Below are 18,074 nucleotides of genomic sequence, written 5' to 3'. Positions count from 1 at the left end.
GTGCGACCCGTCCCGTCGCCTGAACCGGAGGCTCCCAACGATGGCCGACCTCGTCGCGGTGCTCGCCACCACGCACCACCCCTTCTACTACCGCACCAGCCAGCTGCCGCCCGACCAGGCGCCGCCGTTCGCCGCGGAGTGGATCAGCAAGATCGCGACCTACCGCGAGACCCTCACCCGGGCGCGCCCCGACGTGCTGGTGATGGTCGGCTCCGACCACTTCCACCAGCTGTGGCTCGACAACATGCCGCAGTTCCTGGTGGGCAAGGCGCCGATGTACGACGCCAACTGGGAGAACGAGGTCCGTGAGTTCGGCATGCCGAAGCTGCTGCTGCGCGGCGACGAGGAGCTCTCGGCGTACATGCTGCGCCAGGGCCTCGACAAGGGCTTCGACCTCGCGTTCTCGAACGAGCTGCGGATCGACCACTCGATCACCTGCCCGATCCTGACCGTGCGGCCCGACGCCGACCTGCCGATCGTGCCGATCTACACCAACATCTTCGCCCCGCCGCTGCCGCAGCCCGAGCGGTTCGTGCAGCTGGGCCGCACCATCCGCGAGATCATCGAGTCGTGGCCCAGCCACCTCCGCGTGGCCGTGATCGGCTCGGGACACCTCTCGCTCGAGCTCGGCGGGCCGCGGCAGTTCGGGCCCACCGGCCCCGACCCCGAGTTCGACGCCCGCGCGGTCGAGTGGATCAGCAACGGCGACATCGACGGCGTGCTGGGGAACGTGACGCTCGACAGCCTGCACGCTCCCGGCAACGCCACCCACGGCTTCATGGACTTCATGCTGATGATGGGCGTCGCCGGCTACCAGAAGGCCGACCACGCCGACAGCCTGAGCCTCTTCCACACGATGGAGGCCTACTTCACCTGGTACCCGAACCCGCACCTGATCGACGCGCCGTCCTCCCTGACCACGCCGGGAGGGCGGGCATGAGCAAGTACCTGGTCAACAAGTTCCTCTACACGATCGACCGCGACCACGACCTCACCGAGCGCTACCGCGACGATCCCGCCGGCACGGTGACCTGGTGGGAGCAGGAGATGGCCGGCCGCATCCTCAACTGCATCACCGCCGAGACCACGACCTGGCTCTCGTTCACCGACGACGAGCGCACCGCCCTGGCCACCCACGACCACGTGGCGCTCTTCGAGCTCGGCGCGCACCCGTTCCTCGCGCTCACCCTGTGGATCGCCATGTTCGAACGCGACTTCACCGAGCCGCTCGGCATGCAGCTCGACTACGCCGAGAAGCTCGCGCACGTGCGCATGCCCTACCCCGACATCTCCACCTGACCCCGCGCCGAGCCGCAGCCCTCTCTCCACCGTCCGAAAGGTCCCGCCATGTCCGACACCCCCGCCACGACGCCCACCGCGACGTCCGCCACGACCGCCTCCGCGCCCGCCGCGCGTGACGCGACCGTCTTCCGCAACGCCGTGGTCGTCACGATGGACGCTGCGCGCCGGGTGCTCGACGACGCCGACGTGCTGGTGGTCGGCAACCGGATCGAGGCCGTGGGCCCGGGCCTGCAGGTCCCGGAGGGCACGCGGGAGATCGACGCCGCGGGCGGGATCGTGATGCCGGGCATGATCGACACCCACCGGCACATGTGGCAGACGGCGCTGCGGGGCTACGGCTCCGACTGGACGCTGACGCAGTACTTCGTGTGGAACTACCTGGAGCACGGCATCAAGTTCCGTCCGCAGGACATCTTCGCCGGCAACCTGCTCAGCGGCATCGAGGCGATCGACGCCGGCGTGACGACCTCGGTCGACTGGTCGCACGGGCTCTCGACGGTCGAGCACGCGGAGGCGGCGGTCGATGCGCTCGAGGCGGTGCCCGCGCGGTTCGTGTTCGGCTACGGCAACATCCACGCCGCGCCGTGGGAGTGGACGAACAGCGCGGACTTCCGCAGCTTCGTCGAGCGCCGCATGCCGCGCTCGGACATGCTGGGCTTCCAGCTGGCCTTCGACGTGACCGGTGACCCGGAGTTCCCGGAGCGGGCGGCGTTCGAGGCGGCGCGCGAGCTCGACGTCGCGGTCACCACGCATGCGGGCGTGTGGGGCGCGACGAACGACAACGGCGTGCGGCTGATGCACGAGCACGGGTTCATGACGCCCCAGACCGTCTACGTGCACGCGGCCACGCTGAGCGACGACTCCTACCAGCGCATCGCCGCCTCGGGCGGCAAGGCGTCGGTGTCGGCGGAGAGCGAGGCCAGCTGCGGCCAGGGCTTCCCGTCGAGCTGGTCGCTGCGGCGTCACGGCATCGACATCTCGCTCTCGGTCGACACCAGCGTGTGGTTCAGCGCGGACATGTTCGCCGCGATGCGCTCGACGCTGTCGTCGGACCGGTCGCGCGAGCACCACGAGGCGCACGCCACCGGCGACACGGTCACGCACCTGGGGCTGCGCGCCAAGGACGTCGTGGAGTACGCGACGCTGGGCGGCGCCCGGGCGCTCGGGCTCGACCACCTCGTCGGCAGCGTGGAGGTCGGCAAGCGTGCCGACCTCGTGCTCATCAAGAACGACCGCTCCCCGGCGATGTTCCCGCTGATCAACCCGTACGGCCACATCGTGTTCCAGGCGCAGCGCGGCGACGTGCACACCGTGCTGGTCGACGGCCGGGTGGTGAAGGAGGCGCACGAGCTGGTCGGCGTCGACCTGGGGGCGGCGCGCAGCACGGTGGGCGACACGGTGGCCCACCTGCGCGAGACCCTCGGCGAGGAGGCCTGGCTCGGCGGCATGAACCCCGACGTCCCCGAGTCGAAGGTGCTCGACAACCCCTACACCTACACCGACTTCGCGGACGCCTCGACGCACGAGTCGGCGCACGGGTCCTGACGGCGCGGACGTCGGCCTTGGGTCGCGCCCCGCACACGCGACCCGAGGGGTGAGACGCACTCTCATCCCTCGGGACGTGTCGGGGGCGACCCCCGCTCGCTCGTAATCTCGATCCATGTCCACCACCGACCCGGGGACCCATCCGGACTACCGACTGAGCCAGCTCGACCAGCTCGAGGCGGAGTCGATCCACATCTTCCGCGAGGTCGCGGCCGAGTTCGAGAAGCCCGTCCTGATGTTCTCGGGCGGCAAGGACTCGATCGTGATGCTCCGCCTGGCCGAGAAGGCGTTCTTCCCCGCGAAGATCCCGTTCCCGGTCCTGCAGGTCGACACGGGCTACGACTTCGACGAGGTGCTCGCCTGCCGCGACGAGTGGGTCTCCCGCCTCGGGCTGCGCCTGGTCGTGGCCTCGGTCGAGGACGCGATCGCGAACGGCATCGTCGTCGACGACGGCCGCACCTCGCGCAACCGGATGCAGATCGGCACCCTCCTCAACGCCATCGAGGAGGAGGGCTTCACCGCCGCCTTCGGTGGCGGCCGGCGCGACGAGGAGAAGGCCCGCGCGAAGGAGCGCGTCTACTCCCACCGCGACGAGTTCGGGCAGTGGGACCCGAAGATGCAGCGCCCCGAGCTGTGGAGCCTCTACAACGGACGCATCCACGAGGGCGAGCACATGCGGATCTTCCCTCTGAGCAACTGGACCGAGCTCGACATCTGGCACTACATCGACCGCGAGGGCATCTCGATCCCCTCCATCTACTTCTCCCACCAGCGCCGCGTGTTCGAGCGCGACGGCATGCTGCTGACGGAGAGCGAGTTCAACCCGCTGCGCGAGGGCGAGGTCGCCGAGGAGCGCACGGTGCGGTTCCGCACCGTCGGCGACCTGACCCTCACCGGCTGCGTGGAGTCCACGGCCTCCACGACCGACGAGATCATCGACGAGATCGCCGTCGCACGACTCACCGAGCGCGGCGCCACCCGAGGCGACGACCGGTTCTCCGAGGCTGCCATGGAGGACCGCAAGAAGGAGGGCTACTTCTGATGGACCTGCTTCGTTTCGCCACTGCCGGCTCCGTCGACGACGGCAAGTCGACCCTCATCGGGCGGCTGCTGCTCGACTCCAAGGCGATCTTCGAGGACCAGCTCGAGGCCGTCGAGGCCACGAGCGTCTCCAAGGGCTACGACTACACCGACCTCGCGCTGCTCACCGACGGCCTCCGCTCGGAGCGCGAGCAGGGCATCACGATCGACGTGGCGTACCGCTACTTCGCGACCCCGAACCGCAAGTTCATCATCGCGGACACCCCGGGCCACGTGCAGTACACGCGCAACATGGTCACCGGCGCCTCCACCTCCGACCTCGGCCTCGTGCTCGTCGACGCCCGCCAGGGCCTCACGGAGCAGTCGCGTCGTCACGCCGTGCTGCTCTCGCTGCTGCGGGTGCCCCACCTCGTGCTCGCCGTGAACAAGATGGACCTGGTCGACTTCTCGGAGGAGCGCTTCGCCGAGATCAAGCGCGAGTTCAGCGCCTTCGCGACGAAGCTGACGATCCCCGACCTCACGATCATCCCGCTGTCGGCGCTCAAGGGCGACAACGTGGTGACCCGGTCGGAGAACATGCCCTGGTACGACGGGCCCTCGCTCATCCACCACCTCGAGAACGTCCACGTCGCCTCCGACCGCGACATGATCGACGCGCGCTTCCCGGTGCAGTACGTCATCCGGCCGAAGTCAGACGACCACCACGACTACCGGGGGTACGCCGGCCAGGTCGCCGGCGGCGTCTTCAAGCCGGGCGACGACGTCGTCGTGCTGCCGTCGGGCATGACCGCGAAGGTGGCCGGCATCGACCTCTTCGACGACGAGGTCGCCCAGGCCTTCCCGCCCATGTCGGTGACGATCCGCCTCGACGAGGACGTCGACGTCTCCCGCGGTGACATGATCGCGCGGCCGAACAACGCGCCGACGGTCACGCAGGACATTGACGCGATGGTGGCCTGGATGTCGACGACGCCGCTCAAGCCCCGCCAGAAGCTGCTGGTCAAGCACACGACGCGCACCGTCAAGGCGCTCGTGAAGGAGCTCGACTACCGCCTCGACGTCAACACGCTGCACCGCGACCTCGAGGCCGGCGAGCTGGGCGTGAACGAGATCGGTCGGGTGCGCCTGCGCACCCAGCAGCCGCTGCTCGTGGACGCCTACTCGCGCAACCGCACCACGGGGGCGTTCATCCTCATCGACGAGGCCACCGGCGTGACCGTCGGCGCCGGGATGATCAACGACAAGGGCTGAGCCCTACGACACGTACGACGTCGCCCCTCCCTCGCGGGAGGGGCGCCGTCGTCGTTGATGCTCGGTCGTGGCGGCCCGCTACTGCCGCAGCGAGCCGGCATTCGCGCGGTACCACTCCACCGTGGACTCGAGGCCCTCGCGGAGCCCGATGCGGGCCTTCCAACCGGCCTGGTTGATGAGGCCGACGTCCATGAGCTTCTGGGGCGTGCCGTCGGGCTTCGTCGTGTCCCACTCGACGTCGCCGGTGTAGCCGACGACCTCGGCGATCGTCTCGGCGATCTCCTTGATGGTGACGTCGGAGCCGGAGCCGACGTTGACCTGGGACGGCCCGTCGTAGTTCTCCATCAGGAACAGGCAGGCCTCGGCCATGTCGTCGACGTGGAGGAACTCGCGTCGCGGCGAGCCCGTGCCCCAGTTCTCGACGGTCGAGGCACCCGAGCGAGCGGCCTCGTCGTACCGGCGGATGAGGGCCGGCAGCACGTGCGAGCCCTGCGGCGAGAAGTTGTCGCCGGGGCCGTAGAGGTTCGTCGGCATGGCCGAGATCCACGGCAGGCCGTGCTGGCGTCGGACGGCCTGCACGCCGAGGATGCCGGCGATCTTCGCGATCGCGTAGGCGTCGTTGGTCTCCTCGAGCGGGCCCGTGAGGAGGTACTCCTCCTTGAGCGGCTGCGGGGCCAGCTTCGGGTAGATGCAGGACGAGCCCAGGAAGAGCAGGCGCTCGACACCGTGCTCGAGCGCCGCGTCCATGACGTTCGTCTGGATCTGCAGGTTCACCGAGAGGAAGTCGGCCGGGTAGGTGCTGTTGGCGAGGATGCCGCCGACCTTGGCAGCGGCCAGCGCGACGTACGTCGGCTTCTCCGCCTCGAAGAACGCGAAGACAGCGCGGCGGTCGGTCAGGTCCAGCTCGGACGACGAGCGCCCGAGGAGGCGCTCGAACCCGTTGGTCTCCAGCGTGCGCCAGAGCGCGCCCCCCACGAGACCGCGGTGACCGGCGACGTAGAACGGCTGGTCACGGTCGAGCGGCCGGGGCGAGAAGGTCGCGGCCTCGCTCATGCCGTGCCCCACGACGCGAGCTTCACCTCGTCGATCCAGGTGGAGCCGGCGTGCTTGATGGCCTCCATGTCGGCGTCGACCATCAGCTTCGCGAGCTCGCGGCCGTCGATGGTCGCCTTCCAGCCCAGCTTCTCGTTGGCCTTGCTCGGGTCACCGATGAGGGCGTCGACCTCGGTCGGGCGCAGGTAGCGCTCGTCGAACTTCACGTGGTCCTCCCAGTTGAGGCCCGCGTGGGTGAAGCTGATCTCGAGGAAGTCGCGCACGGTGATGCCGCTGCCGGTGGCGAGCACGAAGTCGTCGGGCTCGTCGACCTGCAGCATCCGCCACATGCCCTCGACGTACTCCGCCGCGTAGCCCCAGTCGCGCACCGAGTCCAGGTTGCCCATGTAGAGGTGCTCCTGCTTGCCGGCGGCGATGGCCGCCACGGCACGCGTGATCTTGCGGGTCACGAAGGTCTCGCCACGACGGGGCGACTCGTGGTTGAAGAGGATCCCGTTGACCGCGAACATGCCGTAGGCCTCGCGGTAGTTCTTCGTGATCCAGTAGCTGTAGAGCTTGGCGGCGGCGTACGGCGAGCGCGGGTAGAACGGCGTCTCCTCGTTCTGCGGCGGCGGGGTCGCGCCGTACAGCTCGGAGGACGAGGCCTGGTAGTACTTCGTCTCGATCCCGGAGAGCCGGACGGCCTCGAGCAGGCGGATGGAGCCCGTGCCCGTCGTGTCGGCCGTGTGCTCGGGCTCGTCGAACGACACCCGCACGTGGGACTGCGCCGCGAGGTTGTAGACCTCGTCGGGCTTGATCTCCGCCATGAGCGTCACGAGGCGCGCGCCGTCGCTGAGGTCGCCGTAGTGGAGGAAGAGCTTGGCCTCCGGGTCGTGCGGGTCGACGTAGAGGTGGTCGATCCGCGACGTGTTGAAGGTGGAGGCACGACGGATCAGGCCGTGGACCTCGTACCCCTTGGCGAGCAGCAGCTCTGCCAGGTAGGAACCGTCCTGGCCGGTGATGCCGGTGATGAGGGCACGCTTCAAGGTCACTCCTGATGATTATGGTCAGCGGCGAGCTGGTCTGCCCGTTGCGCGACAAGGCGATCCCGGAAACAATCCCACACGCAGCCCGTTCGTACCTGCGATCAGGAGAACCGTCCCTAGCGACTTGGGTGAAGTGCCTCACCTTCTGTCTCCCAGATCACGCTTACCGCTGACCGGTTGTAGACCCTCTCGAGCCCAGCCAAGCACAGTAGAGCATCACTGGAAGGCCAGCCAGTGGTGCGAGCATGAAGAAAATCGACGCCAACAAAATATCATTCGGGCGAAGACACAATGCAAGTACGGTAAGCCATGTCAAGGTGGCAGGAATGAAAAGCCAAGCGCGCCGCGTCCACGCCCTCGCTTGGTTCAGCGATGTGACCACGCCGATCAGAGAACTAAGCAATCCGCCTGCGCTAATCAGGATCAATTCAAGATGCAATCCAGAATACTCCGACCCAAGGATGGACAGCCAAATTCCGGGGGTCGCAACGATACATAGAAATCCCATGGTCGCAACAAACAGGTATGCCATCATCGCCTGAACGTACTTCCGTAGTGCCGACCGATTCGAGGTCTGTCTTGCGATAGAAGTCATGAAGATTTGACTAATCACGCCGCCCACTACGATGAAACCCAGCGAAAACCGCGACAACGCAGCCACTTCAGCGATTGCTCCGGATAATCCCAGAGTGGCCAGAATCATTACAAGCGCCTGGCCCTGGATGACATAGAAAACGCTATTCGGGATTTGTCTTCTCGCATTCATTGCAAGTGCTGGCGAGTAAGAGTTCTGAGTGTCAGTTAGCCCCGACGTGACCAAAGTTGTAGCCAGTCGTGACGCAATCAAGGATTCAAACAGAAGGGCCAACGTGTTCACAACCAAGAATGCGATAATCGGGTTTGGTACTGGGGCCACAACGACAAACACTACTGCGGCGAGCCGAATTGTTGCCGAGGCGAGCAGAATGAGATTGGCGGTGGTAAACCGCCCCCCCAGCCTTAGAAGGGTCGCAGACACCACACTGACCGAAGAGCAGAGGGCCGATACGGCCGCGATACACAACATCGCCGCCAGGTTCGGAACCGTCGCGCCCGTTCCCCGCAAGAGGACAGAGAAGACTGGAACTACTGCCGCTGTGGCCAGAGCATAGGTGGCGAGCCTGAATCGAGCAGCCTGCTGAACAAGGCGAGTCAGATTCATGCCGCGATTAAGAAGGTCACCCCCTCGCGACAAGAGGGTCGACGTCACGCCCGCCTCCGCCAGAGCGGAGATTGTGGTTACCGCGTTGATCGCGAGGACATAATGCGCATACTCTGACTTCGGCAGATCACGGACGATCAGAATTCCTGCGATGGCCACGATCAGTTGAAACGCAGCAGTCAGCGCACCTTGTTGAAGAAATAACTTCCCAAATCTACGCAAGCGCTTTCTCCACCATCAGGCACCGGACCCCCCGGTCATTCTGCGAGTGAGTCTCAAGAGCCGATGCCTCGCGTACGGTGCGCCCAGCAGAAGTGGCCTGCGGAGACCAGCTGCAAGGTGACGGGCGTAAAGCCGAGGTGGCTGAATCGACCACATCTCATTGTCGCCGAAGTGCCGGCGCCATCGTTCCGCGGCCTCCTCCCTTCCCACCTCAGGAATCGTGGACGACTTACTCTCCTCGTGCGCCCTGAACTTCCCAAGATAGGAATTCAGCTTGACCGTAGGGGCGGCTAGATACAAGCGTGAAAAAAAATCGAGATCCATTGCGAACTGCAGACTGCCGTCGAGCGAACCTGCTCGACTCTCCACGGTCGACCGCCAGAAAGCGGTCTCCGAAGGAATGTTGAATCCTGCTTTAGAAGGATCAAAAGCTGGCTGCCGGGTCCATCCGAGCACCTCACTTGCGGGCCCGATCAAAACGCGCTCCCCATACACCAGTCCAACCTCTGGCCGGGTAGCAAACACCTTCCGCACCTTTGCAAAAGAACCCGGCACATACTCGTCATCACTATTGATCCAGCCGCGAATATCACCGCCGACGGCACGAAACCCTTTCAGGATCGCATCTGTCTGGCCCTTGTCGGGTTCACTGCACCAGAAAGCCAAGTACTTTTCGTACTTCCTTATGATCCGCGTCGAGTTGTCTCGACTGCCGCCATCAACAACGGCGTACCGCAGCGACGGATCATTCTGATCCAGAACTGACTGGATGGTGCGTTCCAGGTAGGGACCTTGGTTGTAGCTGGGCGTGACAATTGCCAGCGTCTCCATATGTCGTCATCCTTCTAAAAGTGAGAATCGCGATCGCCGCGGGTCGGCGGCAGGGACTAGATTGCTAGGACTCAGAAAGGCAGGCTCGCAGAGAGGTGTCAAAGTTTGCCTGACTGAATCTTGCGACATTCCGAGCGCAGCTCTCGTCAAAAGCTGCGCGGTGGTCTATTAACGCTTGAACGGCCGCGTGGGCGGATTCCTCACCCAGCTCGGGTGGTAGATAAATAGCCGCCTCACCACCGATCTCGCGATTGATCGGCGTGTCGATGCAAATCGCCGGCGTGCCGGCGGATTGTCCTTCCACGACTGGCCACCCAAACCCCTCGTGCAACGAGGGCTGGATGACTGCGAAGGATGCTCCATAGATCGCGTTTAACTCGTCGTCCGAAACTCCAGAGTGGATCATGACCGCGTTCTGCGCTCCCTCACCCTCGACTGCAACTCTCTCGGTAGCGGAAAGAGCCCCACCGACGATGTGGAGCCGCGAAGCAGCGAACCCAGGGAGTCGTCGTGCCAGCAGCCAAAACTCCACGGCCCACAGGCGGTTCTTCCGCCAATGTGGAGGCGCAACGACGACAAAATCCCGGGTGCGATCGTGGCGCCGCGGACGGTCGAAGGCTCTGCCGACGGGGTTGTGGACCACGGCGGAGTTTCCGCCGACGATGCGCTGAACATCGAGGCGCGTGGTGTTGCTAACGCAAATTACCAGAGCCGATAGTCTCAGCCCGCGCAGAATCGCGGTTTGATAAAGCCGCCCGCTGGGTCGTGTCCTGTGCTCTCTGATCTCACCCATGGCCGCTCTCGCGGCTATGAGGTCGTGGCATACAACGGCCACTCGCCGGCGGTCCCGTCGTAGGTAGTGGACGTAGACAGCGTCTGAGTGGTCAGAAATCAGAACCGACGAGAACTGCCGCGATCTGAGCGAAAGAGTGGGAGCGAAAATTATGAATTTGTCAACGTAGGCTCCGAACTTCGACAATGATCCAGGCAGCCGAGAAAAAATCGCACGCGGCCTCGCTACTCTTGGCTCGAATCCTTCGCGCTTTAATGCCTGTTCGACAATACCGACATATCTTTGCATCGACCTGCCATCCCTGGGATGAGGTCCGACTACCAAGATTGATCTGGCGAATAGCTCAGTTTTCGCCTTCTCCGAAGACTGCATTTGCCCACCTCCTCGTACATTCCTGAGGACTTAACATCCGTGCTTTTTCGGCGCCCCGTTGCGACAACATTGTCCATTCACGACCAGAAGTCTGGAGACGATCGATTGCCGACGCCCAGGTGTCTACTGAGCGACCCCTGACCTGAGTTCCAACGGCATCCAGGTCCAGGTACTCGGATGCGCCCGTGGTGTCGGCAGCAATAACAGGAAGACCATAATGAGCGGCCTCGAAGGCAACCAAGCCGAAAGACTCGTACGACGGCAGGATCAGGGCTCCCGCACTGCGGAAGAGGCTCGTCAGCTGCTCGGACGTCTGCAAACCTACATAGTCGACGTGCCTCTGCGCGCTGAGCCACTCTCGTACTGATGGCGACGCAGGTCCCGCTACAGTGATTCGGACTCCGGCCAGGCGAGCAGCGGCAACAGCTAGGTCGACGCCCTTGACCACCTCGCATCGGCCGACAAAAAGCATCCGCCTTTTGTCGCGCTCGGGCGGCTTCATCGATCCAGCCGTGGCCGAGAGACTGACCGGCAGCGGCGCCACCACGACTCGGGCTGGATCAAAACCGCGATCCAGAAAAGTCTGACGCGCATACGAAGAGTAGACTAGAATCTTGTCGGCCAATCGATACTCCGCCAGCAGGAATGATTCGATCGGATCGCGATCTAGATGCTGGTGGGGAAAATTGCCAAAAGTCTCGAATGTTTGAGTAAAAATATCTTGATGTAGGTTGCGCCTCTCACAAATGATTGTCGCCTCAGGAGTGCGATCGCGGCGGATACGGTGGCCGAAGCCGTCGGTGAACTGGACTACTGATCGTCCCTTCAGCGACTCGGCCACTCGCGCGACTCGACTAGCCTGCGCAGTCATTGCCTGACGTCTGATCGCCATTGGAACCTTGAGGCCCAAGTGGACGAACATGGGAAGTACGAACTGTCCCGCGCCCAGACCGCCAGCGTTCGCTACGCCGCTTGAGTTGACCCGCCGCAGGAGCAGTTTCCGCACGCTCCTGGGAAGAACGGTCGAACGTCCGATGATCTGAGCGGCTTCGGGCGAGAGCGCGAACGGGGTGATCAAAGCGGTTTCTGGCACACGAGACACAAGCCCGTCTGCAACGTGGTTCCAGTGTTTTGCGGAGCACGCGTAAAGGGCTGATTGGAAGTCAGTCATTGGTAGGCTGCCCGTTTCGGTCGGAAAGTTCACGGTAGGACAGCAATACGATTGCCAACATGAGAGCAGTCATGCCTTGCTGTGACGGCTGCGAAAACCCACTCCCTGCGATCAGCGTGGTCGAGAGTGCGGCGATGACGAAGTACGGCCGAGTGTACCCAGAGCGAATCGAAGCGCGGAGAGCGTATACAAGCCCGACAACACTGAGCAGCTGGCGACCGACTCCGGCGAGCAGTCCCGCCAATCCGAGTTCCGCCACCCACCGCTCAAGCTCGTTCTCGATCCAGGGCCCTTCTGCCCCGAGAGCGACACCCGCGTTAGTGTGGTTCCCGGCACCAGCCCCTAGGAGATCATAGGGAAGCGAAAGATATCCGAAAGAAGTAACGATCACGCGACCAACGGTGTCTTCATTCTCACTCGCATTCGTCAGGCGCGCACTGAAGGCCTCGGTTACGGCTGGCAAGGCAGCCCGAGAAAGGAAGTATAGGGCTAGAGAAGCCGCGATGATTGCAGTGGTTCTGACGAGAGAGCGCCCGAGGCGATCGGCGCGACCAAAAGTGAGCATTAGCGCTGCGACGAACAATGCGGCCGCCACAAGAAGCGCTCCGCGCGATCCCCCAATGCTGAGCAGAACCCCCGAACTGACGACTGCCATCCCCGTGAGACCACGCCCGCTCCTACGTCCTTCGTCGTAGAGACGCCCGAGGGTCAGGGCAGCTAGCAAGGTGGTGAAGCAAGTCAATCCCGTCGGTGAAGTGAAGGACCCAGAGGCGCGAACAATGCCGTCTGCGGTGAAGAGTGCAGCTTCCTCGGTCCCGACGCGGTTCCAGAACCCTGAGGGGGGCGTGACTACCTGCAGGATGGCAAGGCCAGCCTGGATAGGCGCACTCCAGAGGATGATTCGCAAAAGTGAGTCGAGCACTCGCCGGGGGTCGCCGACCAGCGCTGCTAGGCCGGCCGCGAGAAGTGGCGAAATGTATCCCACGGATCCCACGACCGCTACGCGAGTAATCCCGCCGGAGACGATCAATTGCAGAATGGACAGAACGGCAAGCCCGAAGGCGACCACGATCGCCGCAGCAAACGTACGGGATGGTCTCCTTCCGGTGCCTAGGATCAGGACGGCGAGGAAGGTCACGACAGTCGATGCGTCGCGCACGAGGTAGATGACATCCGCAGCGCCCGGCAGCACCCACTTACGAAGCGCGCCTTCGTAGATCCACAAGATCCCGTATGTCGTGAGCCACACGAAGAGGAGCTGGTCTCGGAAGGCCCGCCCTGGGTCGTCGACGGGGCGAGTGGCTGACAGTTGAGGGGGCGACGAACTCAAGCGGGCGTCTCCCTGTAAGACGACGGCGGCCAGGCATCAGGTGTCGGAGCGCCTGACCGGACGCTCCGACTAGAGTCTCCCACGAGTTGGCCCACTCGCGCCGACGATCTCGTCTACTCAGTGTCACCCCTGGAGGCCGTCGACATGACCCAGTTGGGCGGTCAGAGAGTTGCTGTTCGGGGCTTCGTTAACGCTGGTTCTTGCGGAGTGCGGGACTACAGCATTACCCTGGCCGATCGGATTGATGCCGACGGCAATGAAGTGTCGGTTGCATTGCGGCAGAAAACAACCGGCTTGTTTTCAATGTTGCGAAGTTCCCATGAATTGATGGGACCAGTCGACCAGGATGTTCTGATCTTTCAGTACGCTTCTTTCGGAGGGAGTTTTCGTGGCGTCCCGTTGACCAGTATTTTTCTTCCAATTGTCAGCAGGGCACGGGGCGTTGGCACAATAACTGTTGCTCACGAGATGTGGCCGGGATATGGACGCCGACCGAAGACGTGGGTGCTGTCAGCGATGCATCGTCTCGCGATGAAGGTAGTGGCGGCTGGCAGTCACCGTGTTGTGGTGACTACGGACCGGCGGGCGGCGGAGTTGTGCGCGGCGGGAGTGTCTGCGCGCAAGGTCCGCGTGATTCCCGTTTTCAGTAACTGGCCCCGAATTGATTGGACGCGCCCGAGCGCTGGCCATCCCACGTCGGTCTGCGTGGCTGGCTGGGGTCACCCCCGAATTCCCTACGAGCTGATCGCGAAAGGCCTTGCAGGTGTAGTCGACGAGGTTATTCTTCTTGGAGGGGCGGGTGCATCGACGCCGCAGGGCCGCTCGTGGGCCGCAGCCCTGGAGAGTAATGGAGTCTCTTACACATTCACCGGTCGCTTGAGTGCAACAGAGGCATCGCGAACTCTCGCCGAGTCGACCGTAGCGCTGATTCCAGGGAGCGACGGCCCCGCTGCGAGTAAAGGCACACTCGCAGCCGCCTTGCAAAACGGCGTTCCTGTCGTGGCATTCTCAGGTCTGGAGACTTGGCCTGATCTTGCGGCGGCCGGAGCTGTGTGCCTTGTGCCCGAGAACGCGTCGGCGCTCGGGGCAGCGATCACCAATCTCAGCAGTCATAGCGGTGAGGAAACTCTTCGGTTGTCACTTGCGGGGAAAGCTTTCTACGAGTCGAGGATGTCTGTGGACGCTGCCGCGGAGGCTCTTCAGCGATTGATAGGGGAAGTGTCACTGCACCAAGAAAGCGCAGGATTCCAGCGTCCTCGACGAAAGAGATGATCATGCGGCATGGTGTAGTGGCCCGGTTGGCTAGGGAGTGGGGTGTCGCGAAAGCGATGGCGCCCCTTCTGCTTCAGCGCGTCGAGTTCGGTCGACGGCCCGCAGTAGTCGGCATGCGGCCCTACATCTCGAATGAGGGCACCATCACCATCGGGTCAAGGGTCGTTTTTGGGGGAGAGGGAGCAAAGGTGCTCCTTCGGACTCACGGAGACGGGCGTATTTCAATCGGTAACGAGGTGCTGGTCAACTCCGGCGCATCGATTCAGTCTGCAGATTCGGTCACGATTGGCAATTATTGTCGCATTGGTCCGCGAGCGAGCATCTCCGATACCGATTTCCATGAGGTCGAGCCTGGGGCGGGTGTTAAGTGCGTTCCGGTTGTGATTGGTCACGACGTATGGATCGGCCAGAATGCGGTCATCCTTCCAGGCGTCGTGGTTGGCGACGGAGCAGTCGTCGGTGCGAACTCCGTTGTGTCCCGGTCTGTCGATCCATGGTGTGTGGTGGCCGGTTCGCCCGCCAGGGTCGTAAGAAGGCTAGCTGAGGGTGAAAGGCGCCGAAAGTGAGAGCCTCCGATTCGGTCTCTGAGCTGCGACTGTTGCGTTTCGTTGCTCTGGCGAGCGCGAGCGGCAGATACGGCGGTCCGTACGACACGTCGGTGCGGCAGGTGGCGGTGGCAACAGAACTCGGTATGAGGCCCACCTTGCTTGCTGGTTCTTTCGAAGGTGATGAACCCTTGGAGGCGGCCACCGGGCCTCTCGCACTTGCCCGAGTGCGGCGATTAGTCCCGTCCCCGGGGTTCACGGGCGTGTTTTCGTTTCGACTGGCAACACGCGCCATAGCCGAAGTTCGGGCTTGCGATCTCGCCCATGTTTCGGTCAGTCGCGAATTGGGACCCGTCTGGGTCATCCTGGTTCTGACAGTTTTACGGCGACCGTGGGTTGCTCAGACGCATGGGATGCTGACCGCACGTTCATCCAAATTTCACCGTTCGATCGACTTGTTCCTTCGTCCTCTGTTGCGCCGCAGCGGCGGAATCATTGCGTTGACTGAACAAGAGGCCGAGTCGGTGCGTGGATGGCTCGGGGAAGGTGGGCCATGCATAACGGTCCTGGGCAATCCAGTGGCCGCAGCTCCGGCGCGAGTTCCCGATGACGTGCGGGGGGTCAACCACCGCCGCGAGGTCATATGGATCGCTCGTTTGCATAGGAGGAAGAGAGTTTCGACCTTCGCTGCCGCTGCTGCGCGAGCAGGTGAACTGGGACGGACCGAGGCATGGACAGTGGTTGGTCCCGACGAAGGGGACGAAGCGTTTTTGCGTCGTCAAGTTGCTTTGAATAAAAACTTGAGTTACGAAGGGTCAATTCCAGGTGGCGCCGTCGCAGCTCGGTTGGATCGGGCGAATGTCTTCGTGTTGACGTCCGAGGCCGAGCCGTGGGGAAATGTTCTTGCGTTAGCCTTAAGTCTTCGAATGCCCGTAGTTGTGCCAGAATCCGCGGCACTCGCCCGCACAATTGAGGAGTATGGGGCCGGCCTCGTTTTCGCTGACGGCGACCATGCCGCTCTCGCACATCAGGTAAGCAAGATTCTAGATGACGAAACGCTGCGCTCGCGCTTGTCTGTGGGAGCTGGCAACCTATCGGAACAAGTGTTGGGTCGAGAGCGACAACTTGCGACCCTGCGTTCCATCTACAAGAGCGTCGTGGATCGCACGCCGTTCTAGGCCATACGACAGGTCAGCGGAAGAACGGCTTGTACTCGGCGCTGTACGAGAGGTCGTTGCGACGCTGCCCGACTACCCTGGCTGGTACTCCGGCAACGATGCTGAAGGGTTCGACGCTGCGTGTGACAACAGCGCCCGCCGCGACCACGGCCCCGTGTCCAAGATTGACGCCAGGCAAAATTGTCGCCCTTGTGCCCACGAAAACGTAGTCGTCAATCTGGACGGGCCTCTCGCGGCCGCTGAAGTCGCGGTCTACGGGGTCATGATCGGCAGTCAGAACGATGACCTCCTCGGAAATGCTGACGTTAGACCCGATTGTCACCATGGCCCTGTTGTCAAGTCTGCAGCCACGGTTGATGACCGAGTTGTTCCCCATTACGAAGTTCCCAGTCCCGTCGAACCTGACACCTCGGTGAATGCTCGATCCAGAGCCCATGACGAGGCCGGCTCTGCTATAGGCGACGCGTCGCAAGGCGTGCGAAAGCAATCGCGCCACGAAGTCGTTCAAGTACAAGCTAACCAATCCGTGCTTGAACTGTCGTGCCCAGTGTAGAAGATTCATCAAAGGCCACCTCCGTTCGAAAAGCTCTGATTGACCTCCGATTGTCCCAAGATGATCTTCGTGATCAGCGAGGCCATAGCTTGATGCCCCTCTCTGTTGGGGTGGAAGTCGTCGAGGAAGTAGTGGGCCTCCTCTCGCACCGCCGAGCGAGTCCGGATCCAGGTCACTCCCGAGACCCGAGCCCTCGCTACGGTCGCGTAGTGCAACATTGCTTCATTGCTGCCCGGGAAGAACCGCTCGCTGATGTGTGTGGGTTCCAGGATGAATATCTGACCGCAACCGTGCCGGCCAAGAAGTCGGACTAACACATCGAGAGCGTCGGCGTAGTCGTCGGGGGACACAAACTGAATTGCCCCACCTCTCCGAATTAATAGATTCTTGATGCGCCATCTCAGCGAGGATTCGATCCGCTCGGATACTCGTCTATGTAAGCGCGTTGAGTAATAGGGACGAGGATCCATCCATCCGGGTCGCCTCCACCTGCGCGGGAGCCGACTGAACCGACTCACCTCTGGACGCAGAATCGCCTCTGTGATGCCGTGGGCGATCAAGGCGATGTCAACGGTTCGTGGATCGGCTTCGAACGCAGCAAGCGAGTCCTTGACAGTTGCTGCAGTCGACGCGAAGTCCACGAGAGTGGCTTGCAGAGACTGAGCGACCAGAGCACCGTACCGGTGTTCCTTCACGCCAAGCCCGGCGGCGATTGAGTCGCCAAACAACGCGATGCGGGTCGTGGCCGCGGCATCAACGGAGGTCACAGGGTGTCCTTACGCGGTGTAGTAGCTCTGTCGGGTGCTGGTTGGCTGTGCTGAGGTGGACCAATCGTGGTGCGGCACACCCCGGCTTGATGGCACACAGACTATGCGTGGGCAGGACGGACTTCAGTAGGCGCCTCGGGAGCCAAAGCCGGTCCCGACCCGTGCGCACCAGGATGCTGAAGTCCTGCAGCATCGACCAATTGTCGACGTAGTGGAGATCGAGGCGTGCCGCCTCTTCCCACGAGAGGTCTGACGGGCCGGAGACCTGCCAGAGGCCGGTCATGCCGCGCAGCACGCCCAGGCGGCGACGTATTTTCGTCGTCGTTTGTCGCGACCACGCTCGGCAGCGACGGACGCGTCCCACGAGGCTCATCGCGCCGCGGCCCGTAGTTGTCGGAGCAGTTCGACACCGTTGCCTGCACGCCGAAGGAGCGCCCCCACGCGCGCACGAGGTGGTCGGAGCCGGCCTTCGAGGCCGAGTACGGCGACGACGGCGTGTAGGGCGTCGCCTACGCGACGTGCTTGAGAACACGATCAAGAACGCCGAGGAAGTGACAAGTGTCGCCTCCGCGCCACTACTCGGAGCTATCGCGTTCGATGGTGCAACCAAGACCGAACCCCT

The 18,074-nt window shown here is 63.2% G+C and carries 17 protein-coding genes and 1 pseudogene; 7 read left to right on the top strand and 11 right to left on the bottom strand.

Features of this window, described 5'->3' with window-relative positions; genetic code table 11:
- Positions 1-40 precede the first annotated feature (40 nt).
- The 5 genes from K329_RS27330 to K329_RS0116105 all read left to right on the top strand — a co-directional run bounded on the left by K329_RS27330 (position 41) and on the right by K329_RS0116105 (position 5,139).
- Positions 41-940 (top strand): DODA-type extradiol aromatic ring-opening family dioxygenase, encoded by a 900-nt coding sequence (locus K329_RS27330; protein ID WP_052336998.1) that lies wholly within the window; start codon positions 41-43, stop codon positions 938-940.
- The gene (locus K329_RS0116120) at positions 937-1,299 is read left to right on the top strand and encodes a hypothetical protein (protein WP_028473860.1); all 363 of its coding nucleotides are present in this window, start codon (positions 937-939) and stop codon (positions 1,297-1,299) included. Before K329_RS27330 ends, K329_RS0116120 begins: the two co-directional genes overlap by 4 nt.
- 48 nt (positions 1,300-1,347) lie before the next feature.
- A complete protein-coding gene (locus tag K329_RS0116115) occupies positions 1,348-2,847 on the top strand; it encodes an amidohydrolase family protein (RefSeq protein WP_084541383.1) in 1,500 nt (499 codons plus the stop codon).
- A gap of 115 nt (positions 2,848-2,962) precedes the next feature.
- The gene (gene cysD, locus K329_RS0116110; protein WP_028473858.1) at positions 2,963-3,889 is read left to right on the top strand and encodes a sulfate adenylyltransferase subunit CysD; all 927 of its coding nucleotides are present in this window, start codon (positions 2,963-2,965) and stop codon (positions 3,887-3,889) included.
- Complete coding sequence (locus K329_RS0116105; RefSeq protein WP_028473857.1) at positions 3,889-5,139, top strand: sulfate adenylyltransferase subunit 1; 1,251 nt, start codon at positions 3,889-3,891, stop codon at positions 5,137-5,139. The genes cysD and K329_RS0116105 overlap by 1 nt, the downstream gene beginning before the upstream one ends.
- A gap of 78 nt (positions 5,140-5,217) precedes the next feature.
- On the opposite strand, the gene K329_RS0116100 is transcribed toward K329_RS0116105, so the two are convergent.
- From K329_RS0116100 to K329_RS31000, 7 genes are all read right to left on the bottom strand, one after another.
- Complete coding sequence (locus tag K329_RS0116100) at positions 5,218-6,192, bottom strand: GDP-L-fucose synthase family protein (RefSeq protein WP_028473856.1); 975 nt, start codon at positions 6,190-6,192, stop codon at positions 5,218-5,220.
- On the bottom strand, positions 6,189-7,223 hold the full coding sequence (gmd, locus tag K329_RS0116095) for a GDP-mannose 4,6-dehydratase (protein WP_028473855.1): 1,035 nt from the start codon (positions 7,221-7,223) through the stop codon (positions 6,189-6,191). Before gmd ends, K329_RS0116100 begins: the two co-directional genes overlap by 4 nt.
- Before the next feature lie 157 nt (positions 7,224-7,380).
- Entirely contained in the window at positions 7,381-8,577 is a 1,197-nt protein-coding gene (locus K329_RS31005) for a hypothetical protein (protein ID WP_157571785.1), read from the bottom strand.
- Between the two features lie 78 nt (positions 8,578-8,655).
- Positions 8,656-9,471 (bottom strand): glycosyltransferase family 2 protein, encoded by an 816-nt coding sequence (locus K329_RS30430; protein WP_084541382.1) that lies wholly within the window; start codon positions 9,469-9,471, stop codon positions 8,656-8,658.
- Positions 9,472-9,535: 64 nt separating this feature from the next.
- Positions 9,536-10,264, bottom strand: a complete 729-nt coding sequence (locus K329_RS32120) for a glycosyltransferase (protein ID WP_425411486.1) — start codon at positions 10,262-10,264, stop codon at positions 9,536-9,538.
- A gap of 343 nt (positions 10,265-10,607) precedes the next feature.
- Complete coding sequence (locus K329_RS30420) at positions 10,608-11,840, bottom strand: glycosyltransferase family 4 protein (RefSeq protein WP_157571784.1); 1,233 nt, start codon at positions 11,838-11,840, stop codon at positions 10,608-10,610.
- A complete protein-coding gene (locus K329_RS31000) occupies positions 11,800-13,032 on the bottom strand; it encodes a hypothetical protein (RefSeq protein ID WP_157571783.1) in 1,233 nt (410 codons plus the stop codon). Before K329_RS31000 ends, K329_RS30420 begins: the two co-directional genes overlap by 41 nt.
- 1,373 nt (positions 13,033-14,405) lie before the next feature.
- On the opposite strand from K329_RS31000, the gene K329_RS31955 reads away from it, so the two are divergent.
- A complete protein-coding gene (locus K329_RS31955) occupies positions 14,406-14,975 on the top strand; it encodes a DapH/DapD/GlmU-related protein (RefSeq protein ID WP_084541379.1) in 570 nt (189 codons plus the stop codon).
- A gap of 125 nt (positions 14,976-15,100) precedes the next feature.
- Positions 15,101-16,132, top strand: coding sequence for a glycosyltransferase family 4 protein (locus K329_RS32115; protein WP_425411485.1), 1,032 nt, complete (start codon positions 15,101-15,103; stop codon positions 16,130-16,132).
- Between the two features lie 13 nt (positions 16,133-16,145).
- Here the strand turns inward: K329_RS32115 and K329_RS0116085 are convergent, their stop codons facing one another.
- The 4 genes and pseudogenes from K329_RS0116085 to K329_RS30395 form a co-directional block, all read right to left on the bottom strand.
- Positions 16,146-16,640, bottom strand: a complete 495-nt coding sequence (locus K329_RS0116085) for an acyltransferase (RefSeq protein WP_245596579.1) — start codon at positions 16,638-16,640, stop codon at positions 16,146-16,148.
- Positions 16,641-16,693: 53 nt separating this feature from the next.
- Positions 16,694-17,452: an SGNH/GDSL hydrolase family protein gene (locus K329_RS30405; protein WP_084541377.1), complete on the bottom strand. Its 759-nt coding sequence runs from the start codon at positions 17,450-17,452 to the stop codon at positions 16,694-16,696.
- Positions 17,439-17,825, bottom strand: coding sequence for a sugar transferase (locus K329_RS31505; RefSeq protein WP_211225890.1), 387 nt, complete (start codon positions 17,823-17,825; stop codon positions 17,439-17,441). The genes K329_RS30405 and K329_RS31505 overlap by 14 nt, the downstream gene beginning before the upstream one ends.
- A gap of 1 nt (position 17,826) precedes the next feature.
- Positions 17,827-17,958, bottom strand: a pseudogene (locus tag K329_RS30395) (GDP-mannose 4,6-dehydratase); the annotation flags it as partial.
- Positions 17,959-18,074: the final 116 nt, after the last annotated feature.

Source organism: Nocardioides alkalitolerans DSM 16699 (assembly GCF_000426525.1).
Classification (GTDB): domain Bacteria; phylum Actinomycetota; class Actinomycetes; order Propionibacteriales; family Nocardioidaceae; genus Nocardioides; species Nocardioides alkalitolerans.
This window is presented reverse-complemented; position numbering and strand designations above follow the sequence as displayed.